The organism is Bradyrhizobium sp. CSA207, from assembly GCF_029051685.1.
Lineage (GTDB): Bacteria > Pseudomonadota > Alphaproteobacteria > Rhizobiales > Xanthobacteraceae > Bradyrhizobium.
The window spans coordinates 83842-108662 of sequence record NZ_JAACFT010000029.1 but is presented as its reverse complement, the minus strand read 5'-3'; the positions used below and the strand labels follow the sequence as shown (position 1 = coordinate 108662).

The 24821-nt window shown below is 63.2% G+C and carries 24 protein-coding genes and 2 pseudogenes; 6 read left to right on the top strand and 20 right to left on the bottom strand.

Annotated elements, in window-relative coordinates; all coding sequences use genetic code 11:
• Positions 1-235: 235 nt before the first annotated feature.
• Positions 236-688 carry a nuclear transport factor 2 family protein gene (locus tag GWG65_RS29110; protein WP_275198957.1) on the top strand — a complete coding sequence of 151 codons (453 nt, stop codon included), beginning with the start codon at positions 236-238 and terminating at the stop codon, positions 686-688.
• Positions 689-924: 236 nt separating this feature from the next.
• Entirely contained in the window at positions 925-2073 is a 1149-nt protein-coding gene (locus tag GWG65_RS29105) for a M20 family metallopeptidase (RefSeq protein ID WP_275198956.1), read from the top strand.
• 129 nt (positions 2074-2202) lie between these two features.
• Here the strand turns inward: GWG65_RS29105 and GWG65_RS29100 are convergent, their stop codons facing one another.
• From GWG65_RS29100 to GWG65_RS29065, 8 genes are all read right to left on the bottom strand, one after another.
• Positions 2203-2358: a hypothetical protein gene (locus GWG65_RS29100; protein ID WP_275198955.1), complete on the bottom strand. Its 156-nt coding sequence runs from the start codon at positions 2356-2358 to the stop codon at positions 2203-2205.
• A 197-nt stretch (positions 2359-2555) separates the two neighbouring features.
• Positions 2556-3137, bottom strand: coding sequence for a flavin reductase family protein (locus GWG65_RS29095; RefSeq protein WP_275198954.1), 582 nt, complete (start codon positions 3135-3137; stop codon positions 2556-2558).
• 33 nt (positions 3138-3170) lie between these two features.
• Positions 3171-4007: an ATP-binding cassette domain-containing protein gene (locus GWG65_RS29090; RefSeq protein WP_275198953.1), complete on the bottom strand. Its 837-nt coding sequence runs from the start codon at positions 4005-4007 to the stop codon at positions 3171-3173.
• Between the two features lie 7 nt (positions 4008-4014).
• Positions 4015-4821, bottom strand: coding sequence for an aliphatic sulfonate ABC transporter permease SsuC (gene ssuC / locus GWG65_RS29085; RefSeq protein ID WP_275198952.1), 807 nt, complete (start codon positions 4819-4821; stop codon positions 4015-4017).
• Positions 4818-6011: an FMNH2-dependent alkanesulfonate monooxygenase gene (gene ssuD / locus GWG65_RS29080; protein ID WP_275198951.1), complete on the bottom strand. Its 1194-nt coding sequence runs from the start codon at positions 6009-6011 to the stop codon at positions 4818-4820. Before ssuD ends, ssuC begins: the two co-directional genes overlap by 4 nt.
• Positions 6008-6961, bottom strand: a complete 954-nt coding sequence (locus GWG65_RS29075) for a sulfonate ABC transporter substrate-binding protein (RefSeq protein WP_275198950.1) — start codon at positions 6959-6961, stop codon at positions 6008-6010. Before GWG65_RS29075 ends, ssuD begins: the two co-directional genes overlap by 4 nt.
• 38 nt (positions 6962-6999) lie before the next feature.
• Positions 7000-7950 (bottom strand): sulfonate ABC transporter substrate-binding protein, encoded by a 951-nt coding sequence (locus tag GWG65_RS29070; RefSeq protein WP_275198949.1) that lies wholly within the window; start codon positions 7948-7950, stop codon positions 7000-7002.
• Positions 7951-8490: 540 nt separating this feature from the next.
• Entirely contained in the window at positions 8491-9657 is a 1167-nt protein-coding gene (locus GWG65_RS29065; RefSeq protein ID WP_275198948.1) for a cytochrome P450, read from the bottom strand.
• A gap of 583 nt (positions 9658-10240) precedes the next feature.
• Here GWG65_RS29065 and GWG65_RS29060 point away from each other — a divergent pair.
• On the top strand, positions 10241-11146 hold the full coding sequence (locus tag GWG65_RS29060) for a tetratricopeptide repeat protein (protein WP_275198947.1): 906 nt from the start codon (positions 10241-10243) through the stop codon (positions 11144-11146).
• A 199-nt stretch (positions 11147-11345) separates the two neighbouring features.
• On the opposite strand, the gene GWG65_RS29055 is transcribed toward GWG65_RS29060, so the two are convergent.
• Positions 11346-11876: a hypothetical protein gene (locus GWG65_RS29055; RefSeq protein ID WP_275198946.1), complete on the bottom strand. Its 531-nt coding sequence runs from the start codon at positions 11874-11876 to the stop codon at positions 11346-11348.
• A gap of 247 nt (positions 11877-12123) precedes the next feature.
• On the opposite strand from GWG65_RS29055, the gene GWG65_RS29050 reads away from it, so the two are divergent.
• Entirely contained in the window at positions 12124-12294 is a 171-nt protein-coding gene (locus tag GWG65_RS29050) for an RNA polymerase sigma factor region1.1 domain-containing protein (RefSeq protein WP_275198945.1), read from the top strand.
• Between the two features lie 16 nt (positions 12295-12310).
• Here GWG65_RS29050 and GWG65_RS29045 read toward each other — a convergent pair whose 3' ends face one another.
• From GWG65_RS29045 to GWG65_RS40495, 6 genes and pseudogenes are all read right to left on the bottom strand, one after another.
• Positions 12311-13165, bottom strand: a complete 855-nt coding sequence (locus tag GWG65_RS29045; protein WP_275198944.1) for a L,D-transpeptidase — start codon at positions 13163-13165, stop codon at positions 12311-12313.
• A gap of 305 nt (positions 13166-13470) precedes the next feature.
• On the bottom strand, positions 13471-14172 hold the full coding sequence (locus GWG65_RS29040; RefSeq protein ID WP_275198943.1) for a hypothetical protein: 702 nt from the start codon (positions 14170-14172) through the stop codon (positions 13471-13473).
• 179 nt (positions 14173-14351) lie between these two features.
• The gene (locus tag GWG65_RS29035) at positions 14352-15140 is read right to left on the bottom strand and encodes a helix-turn-helix transcriptional regulator (RefSeq protein ID WP_275198942.1); all 789 of its coding nucleotides are present in this window, start codon (positions 15138-15140) and stop codon (positions 14352-14354) included.
• A 113-nt stretch (positions 15141-15253) separates the two neighbouring features.
• Positions 15254-15613, bottom strand: a complete 360-nt coding sequence (locus GWG65_RS29030; RefSeq protein WP_275198941.1) for a DUF2200 domain-containing protein — start codon at positions 15611-15613, stop codon at positions 15254-15256.
• A 129-nt stretch (positions 15614-15742) separates the two neighbouring features.
• Positions 15743-16735, bottom strand: coding sequence for an ABC transporter substrate-binding protein (locus GWG65_RS29025; protein ID WP_275198940.1), 993 nt, complete (start codon positions 16733-16735; stop codon positions 15743-15745).
• Positions 16736-16956: 221 nt separating this feature from the next.
• Positions 16957-17061 (bottom strand): annotated as a pseudogene (locus tag GWG65_RS40495) (TetR/AcrR family transcriptional regulator); the annotation flags it as partial.
• On the opposite strand from GWG65_RS40495, the pseudogene GWG65_RS29020 reads away from it, so the two are divergent.
• Positions 17030-17209 (top strand): annotated as a pseudogene (locus GWG65_RS29020) (hypothetical protein); the annotation flags it as partial. The pseudogenes GWG65_RS40495 and GWG65_RS29020 overlap by 32 nt on opposite strands.
• Before the next feature lie 9 nt (positions 17210-17218).
• Here GWG65_RS29020 and GWG65_RS29015 read toward each other — a convergent pair.
• Genes GWG65_RS29015 through GWG65_RS28995 form a run of 5 tightly spaced genes read right to left on the bottom strand, consistent with a single transcriptional unit; the run spans position 17219 to position 24198 of the window.
• Positions 17219-17734, bottom strand: coding sequence for a hypothetical protein (locus GWG65_RS29015; RefSeq protein ID WP_275198939.1), 516 nt, complete (start codon positions 17732-17734; stop codon positions 17219-17221).
• A gap of 14 nt (positions 17735-17748) precedes the next feature.
• Positions 17749-20898, bottom strand: a complete 3150-nt coding sequence (locus tag GWG65_RS29010) for an efflux RND transporter permease subunit (protein ID WP_275198938.1) — start codon at positions 20896-20898, stop codon at positions 17749-17751.
• A complete protein-coding gene (locus tag GWG65_RS29005) occupies positions 20895-21968 on the bottom strand; it encodes an efflux RND transporter periplasmic adaptor subunit (RefSeq protein ID WP_275198937.1) in 1074 nt (357 codons plus the stop codon). The genes GWG65_RS29010 and GWG65_RS29005 overlap by 4 nt, the downstream gene beginning before the upstream one ends.
• Entirely contained in the window at positions 21965-23092 is a 1128-nt protein-coding gene (locus GWG65_RS29000; RefSeq protein ID WP_275198936.1) for an efflux RND transporter periplasmic adaptor subunit, read from the bottom strand. The genes GWG65_RS29005 and GWG65_RS29000 overlap by 4 nt, the downstream gene beginning before the upstream one ends.
• Positions 23089-24198, bottom strand: a complete 1110-nt coding sequence (locus GWG65_RS28995) for a sensor histidine kinase (protein WP_275198935.1) — start codon at positions 24196-24198, stop codon at positions 23089-23091. Before GWG65_RS28995 ends, GWG65_RS29000 begins: the two co-directional genes overlap by 4 nt.
• Here GWG65_RS28995 and GWG65_RS28990 point away from each other — a divergent pair.
• On the top strand, positions 24158-24820 hold the full coding sequence (locus GWG65_RS28990) for a TetR/AcrR family transcriptional regulator (RefSeq protein WP_342760677.1): 663 nt from the start codon (positions 24158-24160) through the stop codon (positions 24818-24820). The genes GWG65_RS28995 and GWG65_RS28990 overlap by 41 nt on opposite strands.
• Position 24821 lies beyond the last annotated feature (1 nt).

The following is a 24821-nucleotide window of genomic DNA, read 5'->3' as shown; positions in this document are numbered from 1 at the left end:
CACCCCACCCTCCCCCCGCAAGCGGGGCGAGGGAGCCGACGGCCGATGCCATCCGGCCGAATGCGTGAATTCGTGCAGGCGCGCGGCTACACAACCGGTAATTGCAGCCATGAACCTGGCATTGCGCTGGCGCGTCATATCGTCTGCAACATCCCTGTGGTTTTGCGGATTGCCCGCGCGCAAAACCGCGCGTTAGCTTTGTGCAAACGCCACGCGGCCAATGAGGACAGGCGGAATGACGGTCGAGAAGCTCAATCGCCAGCGCGTGCTGCATCTGCTCGACGCCATCGTGCGCAGCGATCTCGAGGCCGCGCTGGCGTGCTGCAGCGACGACGTCGACTTCCTCACCCACGCGCCGATCGACGTGCTGCCGCACATGGGCCCCTGCCACGGCAAGACGGAGCTGGGCGAGTTCTGGCGCACGGTGCAGGCGCGCTACTCCGAGGTCCGCTACCAGGTGCCGCAGATCGTCGCCGAGGGCGACACGGTCGCGGCCTATCTGCGCGTGTTCTTCAGGAAGCGCAGCAACGACCGCATCATTCAGGTCGACATGGCCGTGTTCTACACCTTTCGCAACGGCCAGGTGGCGCAGATCCGCGAGATCATCGATTCCTACGATCTGGTGCAGCAGGTGCTGGAACGCGAGATCGGCCCGCTGATCGTGGGCGAGCGGGCGGACGGCGTCTAGGACATTTTCCCCATCCTTGGAGGCTCGCGCGGGCCGGGACTGGAGAAACCACATTCCCTGAGGAGCCGCGGGCGTACTGGATCCCCCGCCTTCGCGGAGGATGACGGCTGTGTGTGGGGAGAAAGCGAGGCGATACCCGGCCGGAGATCAGCCTCGACATGGCCGCACCGCATCCGGCGACTAGGTCGCGACTGCGCAAAGCCCTATAAGCGCGCTGAAAACCACGCGAGGTGACAATGTCTGAAGCTCAAATCACGGACTGGCTGGCGGCGCAGCGGCAGGCGATGATCGATCTGTTGCGCGACGTCGTGAACATCGATTCCGGGTCCTATGACAAGGAAGGCGTCGATGCGGTCGGTGCGCGGTTCGAGCGGCATTTTGCCGAGCACGGCATTCCGTTCCGGCGCGAACATCACGACAGCTTTGGCGATGCGATCCATGCGGAAATCGCAAAACCCGGCAGCAACGAGAAGCCGGTGCTGTTGATGGGGCATCGCGACACCGTGTTCGGCAAGGGCGAGGCCGGGCGCCGTCCGTTCACGATTCGAGATAACCGCGCCTACGGGCCCGGCGTCGCCGACATGAAGTCCGGCCTCGTCATGAACGTGTTCGTGGCGACCGCCTTCCACAAATTCGGCGGCAGCCCGCATCCGATCAAGGTGCTGATCACCTCGGACGAGGAGATCGGCTCGCCGTCGTCACGCCCGGTGATCGAGCGCGAAGGACGCGCGGCGCGCGCCGTGTTGAATTCCGAGCCGGGCCGCCCGACCGGCAACGTCGTCACCGGCCGCAAGGGCGGCATCTTCATGCATCTGGCCATCACCGGCAAAGCCGCGCATTCCGGCGCCAATTTCGCCGCGGGCGTCAGTGCGATCGGCGAGCTCGCGCACAAGATCGTCCAGATCCACGCCCTGACCGATCTTGCCAAAGGCATCACGCTGAATGTCGGCCTGGTTGCGGGCGGCCAGTCCGTCAACACCACAGCGCCGTACGCCGAAGGCCAGATCGACCTGCGCTATATCGATCCGGCGGATCGCGCCACGGTGATGGCAGCGATCGAGACAATCGTCGCGACCTCCTACGTGCCGGGCACCAGCGCAACGCTGACGATCAAGGGCGAATTCGTGCCGGTGGTGCAGAGCGAAGCCTCGAAGGCGCTGTTCGAAAATTATCAGGCGGCCGCAAAGCAGGCCGGTCTCACCACGCTCGAAGGCGAGTTCTCCGGCGGCTGCGCCGATTCCGGCTTCACCGCCGCGGTCGGCACGCCGACCATCTGCGGCCTCGGCCCGGTCGGCGGGCTTGCGCATACGCCGGAGGAATATCTCGAGCTCGACAGCATCGTGCCGCGCGCGCAGGCGCTGGCGCTGGCGATCTTGCGGGGGTGATCTCGTAGGGTGGGTTAGCGCAGCGTAACCCACCTCTTCTCCCGTGGCGACGGAAGTGGTGGATTACACCAGCGGACTGCGCTTCGCGCAACCACAGGACTAATCCACCCTACGCATCCCCCGGGAATCTCACGAATAGTTCGGCGCGTCCGGCTTGCGGAAGATGTGAATGGGGTCGCCGGGGACGATCGGCTGGCCGCGAAACAGCGCATAGGCGTAGAGCGCGAGATAGGCGATCGCGAGCGCGCCGACGGCGTAGAAGGCCCAGGTCGCGACGCGTTTCATCATGGCGCTCCATCGCCTTCCCGGTTTGGGAGGCTCAGGCTGCGCTTCTAGAGCGATGACGGGGAAAAGGCCAGCCTGCGCGCTAGAGCACCGTTCCGATGGAATCGGAACGGTGCTCTAGATTCTTGTTTTAACGCGTTTTCTTTACGCGAACCGGTGTCCACTTCGCTCGAAAACGCTCTAGCGGCCGGCGGCGATCAAATGCCGCGCCGGCCGCGCGCGGGAACGCTGACGTCTGCGAGCTTGGCCGCGTCTTCGTCCTGGTCGACCGCCACATACTGGCCGTGCCAATAGGCCAGCGCGGCCGTCCGGGTCGAACTTCTGATGTCCCTGACGCGGCCGATGATGATGGCGTGCGAATGCCGTTCGACGATCTCCTCGACCTCGCAATCGACCGCCGACAACGCGCCGACCAGCAGCGGAACGCCCGAGACAGAAGTCACCCAGTTGGCTCCGGCAAAGCGATCGGCGCCCTTCAGCCCGCCCTTGCCGGCAAAGCGCTCGGCAATATCGAGTTGATCGGCATTGAGGATGTTCACGCCGAAGGCGCCGTGGCGCCTGATCAGCGGGAATGAGGAGGCATCGCGGTTGATGCTGACCAGCAGCGTCGGCGGATCGACCGACAGCGAGGTGACCGATGTCACCGTCATGCCGGTGATGTCCTTGCCCCGCCCGGCGGTGATGACGCTGACGCCGCCGGTGAGGTGGCGCATGGCGCCGCGGAAATCGGCAGACGAGACGGGGATTTCGGTCATGAGATCGCGGGGGACTACATTCATGGCATGCTCCCCCGAAGCGGGGTTCCTCTCTATTTAGGTACGATCGTCCGCCGACAAAAGGTGGCTCAGGATCGAGCCTTCGAGGCTTGCCAGCTCGACCGAGCCGCGCTCGCGGGGCCGGGCCACGTTAACCGTAACGTCGTGGGCGATGCGGCCGTCCTCGATCACCAGCACCCGGTCCGCCAGCGCGACCGCCTCGGAGACGTCGTGGGTCACCAGGATCGCGGTGAAGCCCTGATCGCGCCAGACGCGCTCCAGCAACCGCTGCATCGAGATCCGGGTCAGCGCATCCAGCGCACCGAGCGGCTCGTCGAAGGCGAGCACGCGGGGACGCGAGACCAGCGCGCGGGCCAGCGCCACGCGCTGCTTCTGGCCGCCCGACAGCACCGAGGGCCACTGCTCGCGCTTGTCGGCGAGCCCGACCTCGGTCAGTGCCTTCTCGGCGCGTAAATGCGCGTCGGACGAGGCGCGATCACGGCCGAGGCCGACCTCAACATTGGAGAGCACGCGGGCCCAGGGCAGCAGCCGCGGCTCCTGGAACATCACACGGATGTCCTCCGGCTTCACCGCGTCGCCGAAGCTGACGCTGCCCGCATCGACCTTTTCGAGGCCTGCAATCAGGCGCAGCAGCGTGCTCTTGCCGCAGCCGCTTTTTCCGACGATGGCGACGAACTGGCCGGCGGCGATGTGCAGGTCGATGCCGCGCAGCACCTCGTTGTCGCCGTAGGACTTGCGCAAAGCCCGGATGCCGAGCGGCAGGCCGCTGATCGGTGCCGGCCGCTCCTCGCGCAGCACGCGGGATGTCGGTGCGAAATTGGCACGGCTGGCGCGCTCGGTTTCGGCAAGGGACGTCCGAAGGGCTGTCTGCATGTCACTCTCAACGTTTCTGGAAGGCGGGGTGCCAGGACAGCGTCAGCCGCTCCAGCACGCGGGAGGCGCTGTCGGCGAGCTTGCCGAGCAGGGCGTAGATCAGGATCGAGAGCACGACGACGTCGATCAGCATGAACTCGCGCGCCTGCATCGCCATGTAGCCGAGGCCGGATGAGGCCGCGATGGTCTCGGCGACGATCAGGGTCAGCCACATGATGCCGAGCGCGAAGCGGATGCCGACGAAGATCGAGGGCAGCGCGCCCGGGAAGATCACCCGGCGGAACAGTTCGCCGTCGCTCATGCCGTAGATGCGGCCCATCTCGATCAGCTGGGGATCGACGGTGCGGATGCCGTGCAGCGTGTTGAGGTAGATCGGGAAGAACACGCCAAGCGCCACCAGGAACAGTTTTGCGCTCTCGTCGATGCCGAACCACAGGATGACCAGCGGGATCAGCGCCAGATGCGGCACGTTGCGCACCATCTGCAGCGTGGTGTCGGTGAGCCTGGCCGAGAGCTGCGACAGGCCGTTGGCGAGGCCAAACGCGAAGCCGATGCTGCCGCCGATCAGGAAGCCGGTCGAGGCGCGCCAGAACGAGACCCAGATGTTGCGCACGAGCTCGCCGGACAGCAGCAGCTTCCACCCCGCCAGCGCGACGTCGCTCGGCGCCGGCAGCACCCGCGTCGGCACGAAGCCGGTAATGCTTGCCACCTGCCAGATCGCGATGATGGCGAGCGGCACGATCCACTGGACCAGGCCGTCGACACGCGGCAGGCGGATGCTGCGCGGAAGCGAAACGCTGTCGATCAGGCTCATGACTGCGACACCTTGTGCTGCGGACGGAAATCGCTGCCGACGGTCTCGCCGAACGGACCGTTGTTGGGATGCAGTCGCGTCACGTTGCTGCCGTGCTCGAGCGAGAGCAGCGGGAAGACCAACTCGGCGAAGCGATAGGCCTCCTCGAGATGCGGATAGCCCGACATGATGAAGGTATCGATGCCGATATCCTGATACTCCTTGATGCGGGACGCGACGGTCTGGGCGTCGCCGACCAACGCCGTGCCGGCACCGCCGCGCACGAGGCCGACGCCGGCCCACAGGTTCGGGGCGATCTCGAGCTTGTCGCGCTTGCCGCCGTGGAGCTGCGCCATGCGCTGCTGGCCGACCGAATCCATCCGCGCAAAATTCTTCTGCGCCGTGGCGATCGTGTCATCGCTGACGTGCTTGATCAGATCGCCCGCGGCGCGCCAGGCCGCTTCATTGGTCTCGCGGACGATCACATGAAGCCGGATGCCAAAGGAGAGCTTGCGGCCGCGCGAGTTGGCGACCTCCCTCACCTTCGCGATCTTTTCCGCAACCAGCGCCGGCGGCTCGCCCCAGGTGAGATATTTGTCGACGGCGTCGACCGCGACATCGATGCCGGCATCCGACGAGCCGCCGAAATAGAGCGGCGGGCGCGGCGACTGCACGGGGTGAAACAGCAGCTTGCCATCCTCGATGCGGATGTGCTTGCCCTCGACATTGACGGCCTTGCCGGCGAGCAGGTCGCTATAGACGTTGAGGAATTCGCGGGTGACCTCGTAGCGCTCGTCATGCCCGAGGAAAATGCCGTCGCCCTTGTTCTCGACGGGATCGCCGCCGGTGACGACGTTGACGAGGAGCCGGCCATTGGTGATGCGGTCGAGCGTCGCAGTCATGCGCGCCGCAACGGTCGGCGATTGCAGGCCGGGCCTGACCGCCACCAGATAGCGCAGCCGTTCCGTGAACGGCGCGACGCTGGAGGCGACGATCCAGGAATCCTCGCAAGATCGGCCGGTCGGCAGCAGCACGCCGTAATAGCCGAGCTGATCGGCGGCCTGTGCGATCTGGCGCAGATAGTTGAAATTGACCTCGCGGCCGCCGATGCCGGTGCCGAGATAGCGGCCGTCACCGTGGGTCGGCAGGAACCACAGGATGTTGGCGTTAGCTTGCTTGCTCGTGGTCTTGTTGCTGATGGTCTTGCTCATGATCCTGGCCTCCGCGCCACGTCGGAAATCTTGATTGCTTTCGGGATCAGGCCCAGCGCCAGAAATGCGTCCGCAACCTGCTGCTGGTCGGCGATCACGGCATCGGTGATCGGCTTGATGCCGTAGGACTGCCGCTTCAGCGCCACCTCGACCACGGGGACTGAGAGGCCGATCGTCGGCGCCAGTTGCTCGGCCACCGCATGGATGTCACCCTTCGCCCAATCGTCGACTGCGCTGAGCTCGGCGAGCACGGCGTCGACAATCTTCGGGTTGGCATCGAGGAATTTCTTCGAGGAGAAATAGAATTGGTAGTTCGCGACGAGGTTGGTGCCGTCGGTGAGCGTTCGCGCCCGCGTGGCCGCTTCCGCCGCTGCCTGGAACGGATCCCAGATCACCCAGGCATCGACCGCGCCGCGCTCGAAGGCGGCGCGTGCATCCGCCGGAGCCAGGAACACCGGCTCGATCTCCGAATATTTGACGCCCGCCTTCTCCAGCGCCTCGACCAGGAGATAGTGAACGTTGGAGCCCTTGTTCAGCGCGACCTTCTTGCCCTTGAGATCGGCGACCGACTTCAACGGACTGTCCTTCGGCACCAGGATCGCCTCGCCCTTCGGCGCCGGCGGCTCATAGGCGACATACTGGATCGGCGCGCCGGCGGCCTGCGCGAAGATCGGCGGCGCTTCGCCGGTATTGCCGAAATCGATCGCGCCGACATTGAGCGCCTCGAGCAGAGGCGGTCCGGACGGGAACTCGGTCCACACCACCTTGTAGCCGTCGGTCGCGAGCTTCGGCTCCAGCGTGCCCTTGCTCTTGAGCAGCACCAGCTTGCCGTATTTCTGGTAGCCGATGCGGACCACCTTGTCCTGCCCGTAGGACGTGCCGACCGCGGCGGCCACGATGCCGATCGACAGCAGGACCGCCGCGATCAGACGCTGAATGATACGCCTCATGTTCAAACCCTTGTGAATGGGAAAGCTGGTGGGCACGATCAGGTCGCCGTGCTGCGCCAGACGATGTCGCGAATGACGATCGGCTTCGGGATCAGGCCGAGCTTGTGGAAGCGATCGGCGACGCCCTGCTGGGTTGCGACGATGTCGTCGGTGACGGGGCCGACCACGAAGTTCGAGCGGTTGGCCGCGATGGTCTGGATATCGAGCGGGATGCCGGTCACCGCGGCCAGCGATTTGGCGACCTCGTCGCGGTGCTGCTCGGCCCATTTTGCGGTCGCGGTCGTGACATCGACGATCTGCTGCAGGATCGCGCCATGGTTTTTGGCGAAATCGCGATTGGCGATGTAGAAGGAATTGGTCTTGGTGACCTCGCGCGAATTGATCAGGATGCGGCCGTTTTGTTTGGTCTCGCCGATCGCGAAATACGGATCCCAGATCGCCCAGGCCTCGATGCTGCCATTGGCGAAGGCAGGGCCGGCGTCCGGCGGCGTCAGATAGACCGGGGTAATGTCGGCATAGGTCAACCCAGCCTTCTCGAGCGTCTGCACCACGATGTTATGGGCACTCGAACCCTTGGTGAAACCGACGCGCTTGCCTTTCAGCTCGGCGATGGTGCGGATCGGCGAGTCCTTCGGCACCAAAATGCCCGAGCCGTTGGTGATCGGCTGGCCGGCGGCATAGACGATCGCGGCGCCGGCGGCCTGGGCGAACACCGGCGGGGAATCGCCGACCGCGCCGTAATCGACGCTGCCGACATTCATCGCCTCCATCATCGGCGGGCCCGACGAGAACTCGACCCATTTCACCTCGATGCCCTGGGCTGCGAAATGTTTTTCCAAGGCGGCCTGCTGGCGCGAGATGACCAGCACGCCGTTCTTCTGATAGCCGACACGAATTTCCTTCACCGCGCCCTGTGCGTTGGCGCGCGCGGTAAACGCGGCTGCGGCTGCCATTCCAGCGGACAATTTGAGAAAGTCCCGACGCTGCATTCAACACTCCCGGCCGCGTGCGGCCGTCCTTCATTCGCGTTCGGGAATGATGGTGCGGGTTACCGGAGGTGTCGAGACGCCTGGGAAAATAGCGATGCGCGCACTGCCGCGCGTGCGGCGCGCATGATTAATCTTTCAAGCGGCGGAGTGAATAAGGATGGAATTTTTCTGCACGCGAATGTGAAGGCCGAGCGCGTTCGGTCTGAAGACTCGCGGCCGGAACCAAAAACCACGAAAACAACCCCATGCACAGTAGCCGGGGCGTGCGAAAACAACGACTTACGCATTATCCGAATTTTGTTTTACTCGTCGGGCAAAACAGGAGCAAGATGGCATCATCGGGTCTGGGAGCTGTTGCGGTGCGAAGCTCCATCCACCGCCTGGCTGTCATTCCCCGCGAAGGCGGGGAATCCAGTATCCCAGGGACGTCAATGCTTCACACGACTGCCGCGGCGTACTGGATCGCCCGCCTTCGCGGGCGATGACACCGGCGTTGCGGCAAGCGTGTGCCTCAATCACGCTGGTCGAAGCACCGATGCGTTAATGCGGCCACTTCACCGGCAGGTTCTGCAGCCCGCGGAACGCCCAGCCGCCGATCCGCACCGGCTCGTCGTCGGCGAGCTCGAGCTGTTTCGCTCGTGCAAACACGGTCGGCAGCGCGACGTCGGCGATCATCGCGCGTGAGGCGAAGGCGCCGGCGCAGAAATGCGGGCCGGCGCCGAAAGCGACGCTCTTGGACACGTCGCGCTTGATGTCGAACTGATCGGCCCGCTCAAAATGCTTCTCGTCGCGGTTGGCGGACCCGAACATCAGGAACACGCGCTCATCGAGCTCGAATGAGATGTCACGGATCGTCCACGGCTTTGCGATGCGCCGCGGCGACATGCCGATCGGCGAGATCCAGCGGGCATACTCCTCGAACGCCTGGAGCCAGGAGACTTCGCCCTTGCGGACGAGATCGGGCTGCTCGGGATGAGTCAGCAACGCCCACACCGTGCCGGCGATGGCCTTGCGCGGCTCGTTCTGTCCGCCGGAGATCGCGAGCTTGACGTTGGCGCGCACACTCTCCATCGGCATGCCGGAGGCAACGAGAACGCCGAGGATGCTCTGGTCCGGATGCTTGCTGATCACCGGCAGCATGTCGTCGATCGCAGCATCGATGCCTGACGTCGCGGCGTGGCAACGCGCCTCGACCGCTGGATCGCCGCCGTAATTGGCGATGCCCTCGATCATGCCTTGGGACCATGCATCCATGTCCTGGAAGCCGATATTGGTGAGGCCGGTGATCGACTTCAGGCATTCGCTGGAGAACGGCAGCGCGAAGTCGCGCATGAAATCGATCCGCCCCGGCTCGATCGCGGCGATGATGCGATCGGCATGGGCCTGAAATTGGGCGGTCCAGTGCGCCTTCACCGTCTTCGGCGACACCGTCGGAAACATCGCGCGCCGCTCGACCTGATGCGCCTCGCCGTCCTTGCGCATCATGTTGTGGCCCATCAGCCTGTTCATCAGGCCTGCGGGCTGGTGCGAGGAGAACACGTCGATCTGCTTCTCCGAGATCGAGATGTCGTCGCGGCTGGTCAGCAGCGTCGAGCCGAGCTGCGGCACGAAAGCGATGGGCGCTTCCTTGCGCATTGTCGCGAGCATCGGATAGGGATCGGCCCAGAACGCGGCAGGGTCGATGTCGATGCGCGGCGCAGTGCTCAAACCGGCCTCCCCTGGATTCGTATGCTTCAGGACAGACTAGCGAACTCCGCTGCCGGCGTCTGTCCCTAGAGATAGGGACGGACGGCATTGGGCGTGTCGTCACGAGTCGGATGCTCGCTGCAAAGGAACGGCTAACCACGTTGCAACGACGGCGTACGCGACGGCATGGGAAGCTGCATCAACCAGTGATAGCATGGACCTCCCTAGACCAACCGCCAAAGGGAACGACCGTGACTGGAATGACCAAGCCTCGCTTTCGACTTCTGTTAGTTGCTGTGTGGATCAGTCTCGTCGGTGCTCTCCTGGTTTGGTTTACGTTCATCAACGCACCGACCGGTGGTTCGCAGCCCTGGGTGGTCAGTCTGATCGTGTCCTGGTTGCCGTTCCTGGTCCTGGTTTGCACCTGGCTGTGGTACTCGCGTGCGAGTCGGCGCTCATCATCCGGGGCGAGTTGGGTCGATCTCTACGAGCAGCAGGTCGCCGAAAACAGGCGTACGAATGCATTGCTAGAGAGGATCGCGGCAGCTCTGGAAAAGCCGTCTCCGGGTTAGCTCGCACACCGGCCATCGCGGAGACAAAGGGTATGTGCTCGCGGATTTCCGCGCATGTCTGGCTGGTGGCCTTGGCACTCGCAGCAACCGCTGCCGTCAGCGGACCAGCGACAGCCGATGATCGACAGGCGTGCTTGAAAGGATCGAAGGAAGCCGCTGCCGCGACCATCGCCGCCTGTACGCGCGCGATCGAAAGCGGCGACTATAAGGACCAAGACCTCTCCACCCTGTATCACACGCGCGGCTATTCCTGGTCGCGGACAAGCTTCGTCGATCGCGTCGACCGCTCCTTGAAGGACTTTACCGAGGCGATCCGGATTGACCCGAAAGCTGCTGGCTCGCTGCTCAATCGAGCGCATATCTACAACGAACGGCGCGAGTACGACCGAGCGATAGCGGACGCCAACCAGGCATTCGAAGGCGGCCTGTCGGATTATGGAAGGCGGGCCGGATACGGCGAGCGCGGCTACGCCTACCAGGCCAAAGGCGACAATGACCGTGCCATCGCGGACTACACCGAGAGTATCGAGCTCGATGCGAACAACAGTTTCGCCCTCACCGCCCGTGGCAATGCCTACTTTGCCAAGGGCAATTTTGATCGTGCCATCGCCGACTACGACCGGGTGATCGCACTTGATCCGGAATATGCGCACGACTACTACGCCTACAGCAATCGCGCCGTTGCGTACCTATCCAAGGGCGATCTCCGTGGCGCCATCGCGGACTTTGACCGGGGGCAGGCGCTATCATGGCTCGCTGCTGTTGTCTTTTTGGCAGTGGTGATCTGGCTGTGTTGCCGGAGGGACGCCCATGCGCTCGGACGGTGGTCCGGGCCGACGATGGTTCAGATGTGCGAGAATGAACTCGTCGAAAGTAAGCGCAGGAACGCTGTCTTGGAGAGTATCGCGGCGGCTCTGGAGAAGCGATCGTCGGGTTAGTTAGGGTTTCCCGCCAGAGCCGCCCCATTTCGTTTCGTACCCGAGTTCATCACTCCAAAGCACCCGCTATACGTCGTGTGAACCGGCGGAATCCGTTGCGTAGGTCTCTTGCCCTGAACACCAGAGCTATGGCCCATTCTGGCGTTCCCAGATAACGGAGCGCTTCCGCACTGCCCTGATCCATGCTTTGCCGCATATTTTAGTCAGTATAGTGAGTGCTTCCGTCACGGCACCAATCAAGTCTCTGAGAGATCTCTTCTTTCAAGGCGTCGACGCCTGACAGACGCCGGGCAAAATCCAGCTCTCTTCCAGCGCAGATCCGTTCGATCCGGAGGCGGACGGCTTCGTCGTAGCGGATACCCCGGTTCGCGAGCCTTGCGTGGGTCGCCTCGTGCACGATGGCGGATGCGATCCACTCGACCGTTGTCGTTTCAGAATCGACGACACGCGGGTCAAGCAGGCAGGCGTTCAATGAATGCTGATAGCAGCCGGCTCCGTGCGGAACCAGTTGCACCCAGATTCGAGAAAGGCTCTTCTTGATACGCCGGTAGTGAAGTGGAGCAAACCGTTCGATCAGCCGCAGCGCGGCTTCGACGCGTTGCAGGGTTCGCTCGCGATCATCCGATGAAAAACATCCGATCCAGAGGCCATCGACAACGCGGCTTTTCGACGACCACAGCTCGATTTTCTCGATAAGCAAAGGTCTTTTCGCCGAGGAGCCGCGAGACATGTGGCCAACATCTCTTCCGACCAGATTACCATATCTCCAATCTGATAGGGGGTCTCCACTTCGGTGAGTTTTACGATTTGGTTCCAACTTTATCGATTGTTGGGCCATGTCCGCATCGGCTTGGCACCGGGTCGGAGATCCGGTCCTATCTCGGCAGCGGCCGCGCAGGACGAAGTTTCGATCTTCGCTTATGGGTCAGAACCCGTCTCTCTCCCCGTATAGTAGAGGCTGCAGAAGCGGAGAGAACATGAGCGTGGCGGAAATCATTCGACGTGCCATCGAAATCGGTGAACGGAACGGCAAGATTACCTTCGATGAATTGAATCAGCTGTGCGACAGCAGAGAACTTGACCCCAAAGACATTGAACGCGTTCTCAACGCTCTGAGTGCAGCGGGGGTTTGGATTGAAGGAGACTAAAGGACGGAGGACTGAGTTACTGGGCCTCGGCGATCTTCGGTCCGGATGACGGCATCTGCGCGTTGGCCGCCGAGGGCCGCTTCGACGGCGATGCCGGGTCCGGCAATCGAAAAGCGGCGTCGGTCGGCGCTCCGGGGGAGGGTCTACGGGCAGCGGTTGCCGGAAGCACGATCACCTTCGCTCCGATCTTCACCCGCTCATAGAGGTCCACGACGTCGTCATTGGTCAGCCGGATACAGCCGGACGAGACCCGCTTCCCGATCGTATCGGGATTGTTGGTGCCGTGAATTCGATATTCCGTCTCGCCTAGATACATCGCCCGAGCGCCGAGCGGGTTGCCGGGCCCGCCCGCCATGAACCGCGGCAGATAAGGCTGACGCGAGACCATCTCCGCAGGCGGATGCCAATCCGGCCATTCTGCTTTACGGGCCACGGCCTGCTCACCGGACCATGTGAAACCTTCGCGGCCGACACCGATACCGTAGCGCACCGCTTGCCTGTCGTTCAGAACGAAATAAAGGAATGTGTTTCCGGTATCGATGATCACGGTGCCCGGCGTCTGGCGGCTGGCGTAGTCAACCACCTGCCGGACGAATGCTCCGGGACCATCAGGGGCTTTTGGCGGTTCGACCAGAGGCGCCGCGGCCGGAATCGGAGCTGGCGCCGATGCATGAACCGGAGTTGCCACATAAACCGGAGTTGACGACGCCTGGGCTTGGGACGCGGACGGCTTCCGTATTGGTTGCACGCTCGCCGGGCGAGACAGCAAACTGTACCCCACTCCGGCGACGGCTACGGTGCCAATTGCAACTCTCGCGACCATTGGCAGTGCGCGCGTCTCTGCCTTCCCACGCTTGGCCCGCTTACTCATATCTTTCCCCAGGTCACCATGCCCAAGAGAGGTACCCAGCAAAATTTAAGAAACTTCGAAGCGATGTTGCTCAGACTGAAACCGTTAGCTGTGGTTAACGCCGAACTCTTATTCGGGCGGAGCGGAGACGCTCCGCCGTTTCGTCAACGGCGCGAAATGCGAAGAACTCAACCTGAGCAAATCTCGTCCGCCGTGCCTCACTGAGCGGACCTCAACGAGAGGCGCCGCTACTTCGCTGAAGGGCCAGATGCAGACATTAAATACTGACATCGCCGGTCAGGAGCCCCCCGCAACGGCGCTAGGAGTTACCGTAGCCTGTTATGGTATTCAATCATGGTGCGTGGCGCTATTTCTTCGCACTCTTTCGGGGAGCCTCTGTTGCCATCAGCGCTTTCGAAAGTGATCGTTCGGCGGCTTCTGCTCCATGATATCCGTCCTGGCGTACTCCCCTTCATCAAGATTTCGATATCATCGCCACGGACGGCTGAAACCTCTGCCGGGTAAATTGGCCCTTGATCGCGTTCAAACAGCGCTCTCTTCGATTCCAGGTCCATTGTGAGATACATGTAGCCTGCTTCCGCGCATTTGATGGTGATCGGGTGCAGAACCGAACCAAAAGCCCGGAATTCTAGAATGCTTCTCGCAGCTGTGACTGTGCAGGGATGACTTGGCGCGTCGTTAAACCCGGGCCAAATCATTCTCTTTGCGTTGACGTCATAGGTCAGAGTGAACTTTCCGCCAACGACACGTAGCGTGAACTCGATTTTGCCATCTGGCAGATCGCCAGAGGGGACAATCTCTCCGGCGAACACATTTGCACCATCGAATGTTGTCTCGTTGGCGGATGGTGACTCAAAGACGGTAGTCTTCGCGTCAGTATCGAATGTTGCGAAATAGGCCCCGCCTGGTGGCTTGCCCTGACAGCGAACCGAGAATTCAAACGCCCAGGCTCCATCCACCGTCAGCGATGCATAAGCGGCTAAAGCAGCGATCCAGAAGAGTCTCATGGTGCACTTTGCGATGTGGTTGACACCTTCCACTTAAACAACGGAAGGTTAACCCTCATTTGCCGCGAGCAGGCGAAAATTGCCGAAGTCTGTTTCGGGTCACAACGCGACGCTCCCGAAGCGCGGGCCGCGTGTCCACTTTGGTCTCGGAAGCAGAGATCGCGGACTTAGAGTACCCCTTAGTTCACGCGGCTAGGCCCCGCGAGCAGGCGCAGCACGATCGCAAACAGTTCGCTCTGCGAGGAGATGCCGAGCCGCTGATAGGCGCGCTTGCGATAGGTCAGCGTCGAATGCAGGCTGATACCGAGCGCGCGGGAGATCGCCTCGGAGCTGAAGCCTGAGAGAATGCGGCGGCAGACCTCCCGCTCGCGCGGTGTGAGATCGGCGAGCGGCGCGGACGTGGCGAACAGCGCGGCGAGGGTCTGGTCGGTCGTCGCAGCCGAGCCGTGCTGGAAATGGCGTGCCACGCTCGCACTGATGGCCGGTGCGATGGCCCAAAGCCGCGCGCGCTGGGCATCGCTAAAGCGGCCCTGGGCGGCGATGCGGTAGAAATTGACGTAGAAGCAGGTGTCGTCGACCCAGATCGCAGTCGCGCATTTGTCGACGATGCCGGAATCGATGAAGAACATCTTGCGGTAGCGCGCGCCGTACATGCGCGGCGCGAAGGCGGGCAGCACGATCGGCGCAGCCCCCTCGCCTTCGAACAACGCATCGCGGTTCGGATCGGCTTCGTGGAACTGCCCGGCATAGGCGGCGCCGAGATCGCCGCCGATCGGGATGTTGCCGGCATCGAGCAGGCAGTGCGCCGCGCCCGCGCGATTCAGCGCGAACACCATGCAATGCCCGACCCCGGCCTGGCCGCGCAGCGTGTCGATCAGCACATTGGGAAAATCCGCGCGACCGATTGCGAGCACCGCGGGCGTGACATCGCCAGCCGCCGCATTTCCGGGCGTCCCGTGAGGGCGCATCGTTTTCTCCCTGTCGCCTTTTGCCGAAAGTTATCAGCAACGGCCGCGCGGCGGAAGACAGGTGTCGTCGGGATGGGCCGCGCAAGGCCGCCGAGCTGGTAGCGGGTCGCGGCTCAGGGCTCGTTTTTCCGCAAAATCTTGTCCATTGCTTTGCCCTTGGCCAGCTCGTCGATCAGCTTGTCCAAATAGCGGATCTCCCGCATCGTTGGTTCCTTGATCTCCTCCACCCGGACGCCGCAAACCACGCCTGTGATCAGGGCTCGCGACGGATTGATTTTCGGGGCCTTCGCAAAGAAGGTTTCAAAGTCCGTCTGCTTTTCCAGCTGGGCTTCCAGCTCCTTCTGACCATAGCCCGTCAACCAGGAGATGACCTGATCGACCTCGGCCTTGGTGCGTCCTTTCTTCTTGGCCTTCGCAACGTAAAGCGGGTAAACGCTTGCGAAGCTCGTCGTATAGATCCGGTGTTTTGCCATGAGCGCTCCGGGGATCGCTGGTTACGGCCGTGAAGACTCGCGATCATACCACCCCTCCGCCGCTCGTGCAGCGCACGGCCTACATCCCGGAGCGGGGTCGGCATGGCACCGATCAATAACGCAAATGGATTACTGCACGGGCCGGTCTGCCCGCTTCAAAATCTCTGACGGAATGGTGACGCCGATTGCCTGGGCCGTCTGAAGATTGAATATCAATTCTCGTCTTGTGATGACGTCCACCGGCAAGTCCGCCGGTTTCGTTCCCTTGAAAATCCTGTCCGCAAAGACAGCAAATCTGCGCCAGCTATCGGCGACGCTGGTACCGTAGGTTATCAAACCGGCCGCATCCGCGGTGCCGCCTGGAAACATTGCCGGCAAGCGGTTTTTGATCGCGAGTTCGCTAATCTGCTTCCGGGCCGCGAGTGCCACCGGCACTTCCAGGACCAGCAAGGCCTCGGCGCGCTCCGTCGCAATTGCCGCAAAAGCCGCATCCAGATCGGCCGCACTCTTGAGCTTTATTATTTGGGGTTCCAGGCCCAAGCCTCGTGCTGCGGCATCGTTGGCGCGATCGATGGGTGCGAACCCGCGCTCATCGGCGCCGGGAATAGTCTGGTCGCTCAAGATCGCGACGCGCTTGATTCCCGGAAATGTCTCTTTCAGAAGTTCGAATTGCTTGGTGGCTTGCTGGGGATCGAGACTGGTGATGCCGGTGACATTGCTTCCCGGCCTGTCCATCGAAGCAACAAGCTTCAAGGCAACTGGATCAGTCACGATCGAGAAGATCACGGGGATTGTGGATGTGGCTTTCTGGGCTGCAACTGCTGCAGGCCCACCGAGCGCCAGGATCAGGTCCACCTTCGCGTCCGTCAGCTCCAAGGCGAGCCCCGGAAGACGCTCAAGCTTCAGCTCGGCAAATCGCGGCTCGATAACGACGTCGCGCCCTTCAACATATCCGACTCCTGCAAAGTCGCTCAGAAGGTTTTTCTTTATCGAATTGAACAAAGGCGTATCACCGCCATTTATCAAAATGCCAACCCGCCTGGGATTCTGCTGCGCATTGGACAGGCCGCAGATCAAGCTGAGTGCGAATGCGGCGGCTGATACTCTTCCTATCGACTTCATGGCGTTCCCCCTGTCGACGTCGAGTTTACGTGCAATTGCCGAAACGCTCGCCAAATTCGAGATCGCAGCTGCAGCGCCGTCGAGGCGAGTTCTGCCAAGCTAGCACGGCGGCAAGGGCCATGTGTGGGTATTCGGGATCGCGGTCCGGTTTGGAGCCAAATGCGGATGGTGTGAATGCCGCGCACACAAGGATCGATCAGGTGGTTGCTGCAGTTCTCCGCTTAGAACGACCCGTCGGCCATGTCGCGGCTGAAGCCGGTTTTAGCCTGCACCGCCATGCAGTGAGTGACCGCCATGACGAATGCCGCCAGGGCATCGGGCTTGGCCGCCGGCAGCAGCGAATGGAGTGAAGTGCAAGGTCGCGCGCTCGCGACCGGCAGCTCGCGCGGGCAGGGCTCAGCCACGGCCGAGGCGCTTGCCGACCAGGGGGCGGACGTGGCGATCAGCTATGTCGCCTCGGCCGGGAAGGCCGAATGAGCCCATCTATTCGCACACCATAACGCGCCGATAGCGCCTGTAAACGTAGTAGCAGTCACTGTCCGAGGAATAGCGCGAGCCACCATAAGCGTAGCCGGCGGCGGCTCCGGCGGCGTAAGCGCCGGCCACGTAGGCGGCGCGATGGCCGTATCGGGCTCCGCCATAGCGGCCATAGCCTCCGAAGCGGTTGTAGGTGACCGATGCGGCGCGAGCGCCGTTCGCCACCGCGGGCCCGCCGCGCCCGGCCGCCGCGAGAGCACCGCGTGGCGCAGCTCCGGCACCGAGACGAGGCGCCGGGCCGCCGAGGCCGGCACGTGGCGGACCGCCAGGTCCCATCGGAGGACGGGCCGCGAAGGCCGGCGGACCTCCGGCTGCTAGCGGAGGTGGCCCGCCGGCTGCAATCGGCGGCGGCCCGGCCATCGGAGGTGGCGGAGGGAACTGCGCGAACGCTGCATGTGGCGACAGCATCAGGGTTGCGAGCGTCGCGCTGAGAGCCAGCATCTGAGGTATGTTGCGAGGCATTGTACTTTCCCTTGCTAGATCTGTGTTTCGAGAACCGGCACCGGCTTGGACACGGAGATCATCTCCGGCGAAGACGCCTCGTGCAGAGGCGACGCGGGCTCGTGCGTCGATGATGGGTCGCCATGAACGGGCTGGATCCGGAACCACGCCACATACAACGCCGGCAGGAACAGCAGCGTCAGCAGGGTGCCGACGATGATGCCGCCCATCATCGCGTAGGCCATCGGGCCCCAGAAGATTTCGCGCGCGATCGGAATCAGCGCGAGACTTGCGGCCGCTGCGGTCAACAGAATCGGCCGCATCCGATGCTCGGTCGCCTCCACCACCGCGTCCCAGGCCGGCCGCCCCTCCTTCCTGAGATCCTCGATCTGGACGATCAGGATCACGGAGTTGCGCACCAGGATGCCGATCAGGGCGAGCACGCCGAGGATGGCAACGAAGCCAAGCGGGGCGCCGCTCGGCAGCAGCGCCATGACCACGCCGATGACGGCGAGCGGCGCGACCGCGAACACCAGGAACAAGCGATGGAAGCTCTGCAGCTGAATCATCAGCACTGTCGCCATGACAAAGAGCATGAGCGGAACGACGGCCACGATCGGGGCCTGGCTCTTGGCGCTCTCCTCCACGGAGCCGCCGATCTTGACGGAATAGCCCGCCGGCAGCGCCTCGCTGAACTCCGCCAGCTTCGGCGCGAGCTGGTCCACGATTGTCTTGGGCTGGACGTCGCCGACGATGCCGGCCTTCAACGTGATGGTGGGGATCCGCGCACGCCGCCAGATCGTCGGCTGCTCGAGCTCGTAGCGCAGATTGGCGACGGCCCCGAGCGGCACGGATTGACCGCCGAGCCCGGTCAATTGCAGATCGCGCAGCGTGTCGATGGTTGCACGTTCCGGCGCCGTCGCTCGTCCCGTGACGTTGACGAGATAGATGCTGTCGCGCACCTGGGTGACCGGCGTGCCCTCAAGCACGGAGTTCAAGGTCGTGGCGATGTCTTCCGAGGTCACGCCGAGCTGGCGCGCCTTGTCCTGGAGCACGTCGACCTTGACGACGCGGGCCGGCTCCATCCAGTCGAACACGACATTGCCAAGATCCGGGTTGCTTCGCACGATGCCGGCAAGCTTTTGCGAGAGATCTCGCACCTTGGCGATGTCAGGCCCGCTCAAGCGATATTGCACGGGACGCCCCACGGGCGGGCCGACTTCGAGCAGTTTGACGTAGGTGTCGGTCCCGGGGAACGTCTTCTTCAGGTAGTCCTCGAACCGTGCCTTGACCTGATCGCGCGCCTTGATGCCGCCCTTGGTTACCACCACCATCTGACCGAACCAGCTGTTGGCGGTCTGGACGTCGAAGGACAGGACGAAGCGCGGCGAGCCGATGCCGACATAGGTTGACCAGTGATCGACCGAATTGTTGTCCTGAAGCTGTTCGCGCTCGAAGCGCGCCATCTGCGCATTGGAATCGTCGATCGACGCGTTCTGCGGCAAATTCCAGTCGATCACCAGCTCGGCACGATCGGACGACGGGAAGAACTGCTGCGGCACGAAGTTCATGCCGACCAGCGCCAGCAGAAAGGCCGCAACCGTGACGCCGATGGTGGCCCAACGGTGATGCATGCAGAACTTCAGCAGACGCGCGAACAACTGCGCCACGCGCCCCTTCTGCTCATGATGGCCCTTCATTCTGGCGGGCAGGATGGTGACGCCGAGCAACGGCGTGAACAGCACCGCCACGATCCAGGAGACGATCAGCGAGACCGCGATGACGACGAACAGCGTGAAGGTGAATTCGCCCGCATTGCTGTTGTTGAGCCCGATCGGAATGAAGCCGGCGACCGTCACCAGCGTGCCCGTCAGCATGGGAAAGGCGGTCGAGGTGTAGACGTGGGTTGCCGCCTTTTCCAGGGGATCGCCGACCTCGAGCCGCGCGACCATCATTTCCACGGCAATCATGGCGTCGTCGACCAGGAGCCCGAGCGCGATGATCAGGGCGCCGAGCGAAATTCGCTGCAGCGAAATGCCGGCATAGGCCATCACGACGAAGGTGATGGCGAGGACCAGCGGAATAGCGATCGCGACGACCAGTCCGGCGCGCATGCCGAGGCTGAGAAAGCTGATGCCGAGAACGATGATCACAGCCTCGAACAACGCCTCGGTGAAGCCGGACACGGCATGCTCGACGACGATGGGCTGATCGGCGACGAGGTGAACGCCGACGCCGACCGGCAAGTCGGCCGTAATTCTCGACATCTCCTGCTTCAGCGCCTCGCCGAAATGCAGCAGATTGGCGCCGGACTTCATGCCAATGGCGAGCGCGATCGCCGGCTCGCCATTGTATCTGAACAAGGTTTTGGCCGGATCCGCATAGCCGCGCGTGATGGTTGCGACGTCGGTCAGGGGAAAGAAGCGATCGTTGATGCGCAGGTTGACCGCCTTCAGGCTTGCCTCTGACGTGAACTGGCCGTTGACCCGGACGCTGATCCGCTCGGGCCCTTCTTGGAACACGCCGGACGGCGCGACCGCATTCTGTCCCTGCAGCGAATTCATGATGGCGTGGACGTCGAGGCCAAGGGCCGCGATCTTGCGGGTGGAGAATTCGAGATAGATCACCTCGTCCTGCGCCCCGAGGATGTCGACCTTGCCGACATCGGCCACGGTCAAGACCTTGGCCCGGATGTCCTCGACCTGATCGCGCAGCTGTCGTTGGCTCAGGCCGTCGCTGGTGAACGCATAGATGTTGCCGAACACGTCGCCGAAGCGATCGTTGAAGCCCGGCCCTATCACCCCTTGCGGGAAATCGCCCCTGATATCCGCGATCATGTTGCGGACCCGGATCCAGGTCGGCTTGACGTCGGCAGCCTTGGTGCTGTCGCGCAGGTAAACGAAGATGGTGGTCTGGCCCGCAACCGTGACGCTCTTGGTGTAATCGAGCGATTCCAGCTCCTCGAGCTTCTTCTCGATTCGGTCGGTGACCTGACGCGTCACCTCTTCAGGCGAGGCGCCCGGCCACTGCGCCTGAATCACCATGGTCTTGATGGTGAAGTCAGGGTCTTCCTGCCGCCCCAGCTGCAAGTAGGCAAAAAGTCCCGCCGCCATGAAGGCGATCATGAAATACCAGACGAGCGAACGATGACCGAGCGCCCAGTCGGAGAGGTTGAACGACTTCATGACTTCTCATCCTGCGCGATGCGGACTTGCTGTCCTTGCTTGAGGCTGTGGATCCCCGCGGTGACGACGCGTGTGCCGGCGACGAGTCCGCCGGTGACGCGCGCGCCGGTTTGATCGGCCACGACATCGATCTTTTGCAGCGAGACCGTGCTGGTCTGATCGACGACCCAGACGAAATTTGCGCCGTCCCTGGCGAGCACCGCGGAAGCAGGCAGGCGAAGAACCGCGCCTTGCTGCTTGCCGAGCTTTGCCGTGACGGTCGCGCCGAGCCGGAAGCTGTCAGGCGGATTGCCGAGCGCAATGCGGACCCGGCGCAGCCGCGTCACCGGATCGGCTTGCGGCGCAATCTCGCGAATGCTGCCTTCGACCTGAACCGCGGGAAGGAGTTGCAGGCTGACCATGAATGGCAAGCCGATCTCCAACGGCAACGGGAAGTCCTGGCCGAGATCGACGACGGCTTCGCGGATGTCGGGCCTTGCGATCGTCACCACGCTTTGGCCGGGCGACACCACCTGGCCGACTTCCGCGCCGACTGCGGTGACCACACCGGCGAAGTCGGCCTTGATCTGCGAATAGCCGAGCTGCTCGCTCGCCTTGGTCAGATTTGCCTGATCGTGCGCCACGGTTGCTTCGGCGCCGGCCCGCGCCTGCTCGGCGTTGTCCAGCGTCTGCTTTGTGGTCGCGTCGGTGGTGATGAGCTTTCGCTGCCGTTCCTCCGTCGCCCTGACGGTGGCGAACTGCGCCTCGGCCTTGGCAAGCTGCCCTTTGGCCGAGCGAACCGCGAGCTCGAGGGCCGTCGGGTCGACGACGCCGACCGTCTGTCCTTCATTCACGAGATCGCCGACAGAGACCGGACGCGTGGTCAGGCGTCCCAGCACGCGGAAGCCGAGGTTTGTCTTGTAGCGCGGCTCGACGACGCCCACCGCGACCGCATCGTCGGCGTGGTCCGCTTCGAGAACCACCGATTGGACGGGCCGCACCGGCTCCGGCGTCTTTGCCTCCTGCTGACAACCGGAAAGTGCGAGCGCACATGCAAGCGGACCCGCCATCATCATGTCCCGGCTCGTCATGAGGGATCTCCTTCATAAGTCACGAGTTGGCCCACGCTCAAAAGCTTGCCGCCGTCGACCACGACGCGCTCGCCCGGCTCGAGACCCGCCTTGATCAACACTTCTCCGGCCTCGTAGCCGGCGACTGTTACCGGCTTCAACGCGGCCATCCGCGTCGCCGGATCGACGGTCCAGACCGCAGGCCTGGTGCCCACCGCCATCAATGCACGCCAGGGCAATGCGATCTGCCGCTGGACCTTCGCTTTCACTGTTCCGGCGACGGGATTTCCGAGCGTCATTGCTGCAGGCGGGTCGTCGATGGACACCTTGACCCGAATGGTCGAACTCCTGGCGTCGACGGCCGGCGAGACCTCCCGAACGTGGCCGGTTGCCGTCACGTCCGCATCGGAGACCAGCGCCAACGAAACGTCGCGGCCGTCGGCCGTGCCGAGAAAGATCGACTCATAGACGTCAAAGACCGCATCCCGATCACCATCCTGCGCCAGCGAAAACACGGGCTGCGCAGCCTGCACGACCTGACCGGTCTCCAGACTGCGCGCGGTGACGACACCGTCCGCTTCGGCCCGCAGTGCGGTGTAGCTGAGAGCGTCCTTTGAGGTTCCGAACTGCGCTCTTGCCGCTTCAAGCGCGCCTTCCGCGGTGCGCAATCCTTCCTGCGCCTGATCGTAGCTCGTGCGCGTGGTGAAGCCGCTTGCGATCAGCGCCTTCTGTCGTTCGAAGGTCGCCTTCGCCACACGCAGCTGGGATTCTGCGGCGAGAACAGCGGCGGTCGCAGCATCGACATCGGCTTCCTGCTCGGCAGGATCGAGCAGGGCCAACACTTCGCCCGCCTTGACGTGGGTCCCGACATCGACATAGCGCGCGAGGACGCGCCCACTGACGCGGAAGGAGAGATCCGCCCGAAAGCGGGCCTGCACCTCACCGGTCAAGGTGATCGAGGATTGCCGATCCCGCGGCTGCACGATTTCCGTGCGCACGAAAGCGGCGCGCGCGGGGAGAGTGGCGGTGTGATCATCGCAGCCGCCGAGCGTGGCTGCGACAAGCGCCAGCGCCATGCCGCCGAGAGGCTTTAGCAAGCGCCCGGTTCGACCGGTTTTGGCGTGGTTCAAATAGCGCGGGTTCATAGCGCGTCCATGCGGTGAGAGGGTGACAGCAGATTGCCCAAGACGTCCGGGCCCCTGCCGAGCGAGGCCGGTTCGTTCGGCCGGGCTGCCGATGAATTGGGATCCGTTCGGATCGCGGCCGGCGGCTCGATTTGATCCGAGAGACCGGAGTCCGCGCCGGACGTCCCGGAAGATCTGAATTTCAGCGAACGCGGCGACCGCATGCGGCGCGTCGCCATCGACCAGCTCGCCTGGCGCTCCCGCTCGCTCAAGTGAAACGAGAGAACGACGGATGTGAACTCGGCGGCGAAGCCGTGCTCGATCCGCCCGCCAAGCCCCTTGGCAAGGTCGTTGCTGATCTGGAGCTCGCGACCCAGAACCGCCCGCACCGGCCGCGAGCCGTTATCCAGCACTACGCAATTCGCCACCGAGCCGATGCGCGACAGCTTGACCTTGATCTCGCCGGAGCGCGCGTCGAAATAGGCATGCTTCGCTGCGTTGACGATGAGGTCGTGGACGATCAGACCAAGCCGCCAGCATCGCTCCGATTGGAGCGGAAGGGACTCGGTGGTGAACGTCAGCCGGATCCCCATTCGATCCAGCAAGGACTGGCGCAGAGCGCAGCCCAGTCTGCGAATGTATGTGGCGGCGTCATTGAGGGCTTCGCTCTGCGGCATGGCCAGCGCCCGATGCAGCTCCGCGTGTCCGTGCAGCAGCTCGACCACATCGCTCAAGGCGGCCTTTGCTTCCGCCCCCTCAGCCCGGACGACCGCGGCCGAGACCAGATCGATCGCCGAGGCGATCCCTTTATCCACCCTGTGACGCAGCTCGCGCAGCAGGATGCCGCGTTGTGGACGGTCCGGATCGGGGGTCGACGTATTCACCGTGATCTCCTGAGGTGGACCGGATGGTCGCGGGGCCAACGCAAACGCGTTTGCGGCCTCGACCATCCGGAAGGCCGCGGGTCCTGACCAGCAGGCCTGATTAAATAAACTATACCGTATATTTTCTTTTTCTTGCCTTTTCCGGCCGAGCATGTCAAGTGCGATCTGCGTGCGCACAGACTCGTGATTGGGAGAACGACGGATGACGAAAAAGAGCAGCCCGAAACGGGGCAGACCGACCAAAGACCTTGCCGGCGACGTGCAGGTCCGGATCCTCGATGCAGCCCAGCAGCTTTTTCTCGAGAAGGGTTATCGCAGCGCCAGCATCGACGACATCTCCGAGCTGGCGCCGGCGAGCAAGCCGACCATCTATGCGCATTTCCCTGGCAAGGAGGCACTGTTCGCGGCGGTGGTGGCCCGTACCATCAGCGAGCTGACGGATTTCGACGGCTTCGAGCCCGAGGGCCGCACCCTTCAGGACAAGCTGATGAGTCTCGGCACAGCGATCGTGGCGAAGGTCATCGAAGAATCGTTGGGGATGGTTCGCGCCACGATTGCCGAGGCGCAGCGTTTCCCCGAGCTGAGTCGCAACGTCCACGATGCCGCGCGCGATCGCTCCGTCAGCGCCGTTTCCCAGCTCTTGAATGAAACCACGCAGAAGCTTGCGCGCTCGCCCAAGGGCCCGTTCAGCGGCAAGCGGAGCCTTGCCACCGCTCAGATTTTTCTGGATCTGATCCTGTTGCCGATGCTGTTTCGTTCGCTGGTGGGTGAAACACCGAAAGAGCTGCGACGGGAGTTGCCGTCGTTCGTGCGCGAACGGGTCGGCTTTTTCCTCGCGGCCTGTGAGGCAGACTGGACGCCGTGAG

Coding starts and splice junctions, on each gene's coding strand:
- GWG65_RS29090 (WP_275198953.1), bottom strand. CDS start 4,007: ATGCAGACAGCCCTTCGGACGTCCCTTGCCGAAACCGAGCGCGCCAGC.
- GWG65_RS29045 (WP_275198944.1), bottom strand. CDS start 13,165: ATGAGTAAGCGGGCCAAGCGTGGGAAGGCAGAGACGCGCGCACTGCCA.
- GWG65_RS29105 (WP_275198956.1), top strand. CDS start 925: ATGTCTGAAGCTCAAATCACGGACTGGCTGGCGGCGCAGCGGCAGGCG.
- GWG65_RS28990 (WP_342760677.1), top strand. CDS start 24,158: ATGACGAAAAAGAGCAGCCCGAAACGGGGCAGACCGACCAAAGACCTT.
- GWG65_RS29095 (WP_275198954.1), bottom strand. CDS start 3,137: ATGAATGTAGTCCCCCGCGATCTCATGACCGAAATCCCCGTCTCGTCT.
- GWG65_RS29055 (WP_275198946.1), bottom strand. CDS start 11,876: ATGTCTCGCGGCTCCTCGGCGAAAAGACCTTTGCTTATCGAGAAAATC.
- GWG65_RS29060 (WP_275198947.1), top strand. CDS start 10,241: ATGTGCTCGCGGATTTCCGCGCATGTCTGGCTGGTGGCCTTGGCACTC.
- GWG65_RS29040 (WP_275198943.1), bottom strand. CDS start 14,172: ATGAGACTCTTCTGGATCGCTGCTTTAGCCGCTTATGCATCGCTGACG.
- GWG65_RS29050 (WP_275198945.1), top strand. CDS start 12,124: ATGAGCGTGGCGGAAATCATTCGACGTGCCATCGAAATCGGTGAACGG.
- GWG65_RS29100 (WP_275198955.1), bottom strand. CDS start 2,358: ATGAAACGCGTCGCGACCTGGGCCTTCTACGCCGTCGGCGCGCTCGCG.
- GWG65_RS29025 (WP_275198940.1), bottom strand. CDS start 16,735: ATGAAGTCGATAGGAAGAGTATCAGCCGCCGCATTCGCACTCAGCTTG.
- GWG65_RS29035 (WP_275198942.1), bottom strand. CDS start 15,140: ATGCGCCCTCACGGGACGCCCGGAAATGCGGCGGCTGGCGATGTCACG.
- GWG65_RS29075 (WP_275198950.1), bottom strand. CDS start 6,961: ATGAGGCGTATCATTCAGCGTCTGATCGCGGCGGTCCTGCTGTCGATC.
- GWG65_RS29010 (WP_275198938.1), bottom strand. CDS start 20,898: ATGAAGTCGTTCAACCTCTCCGACTGGGCGCTCGGTCATCGTTCGCTC.
- GWG65_RS29070 (WP_275198949.1), bottom strand. CDS start 7,950: ATGCAGCGTCGGGACTTTCTCAAATTGTCCGCTGGAATGGCAGCCGCA.
- ssuD (WP_275198951.1), bottom strand. CDS start 6,011: ATGAGCAAGACCATCAGCAACAAGACCACGAGCAAGCAAGCTAACGCC.
- GWG65_RS29005 (WP_275198937.1), bottom strand. CDS start 21,968: ATGACGAGCCGGGACATGATGATGGCGGGTCCGCTTGCATGTGCGCTC.
- GWG65_RS29000 (WP_275198936.1), bottom strand. CDS start 23,092: ATGAACCCGCGCTATTTGAACCACGCCAAAACCGGTCGAACCGGGCGC.
- GWG65_RS29110 (WP_275198957.1), top strand. CDS start 236: ATGACGGTCGAGAAGCTCAATCGCCAGCGCGTGCTGCATCTGCTCGAC.
- GWG65_RS29015 (WP_275198939.1), bottom strand. CDS start 17,734: ATGCCTCGCAACATACCTCAGATGCTGGCTCTCAGCGCGACGCTCGCA.
- ssuC (WP_275198952.1), bottom strand. CDS start 4,821: ATGAGCCTGATCGACAGCGTTTCGCTTCCGCGCAGCATCCGCCTGCCG.
- GWG65_RS29030 (WP_275198941.1), bottom strand. CDS start 15,613: ATGGCAAAACACCGGATCTATACGACGAGCTTCGCAAGCGTTTACCCG.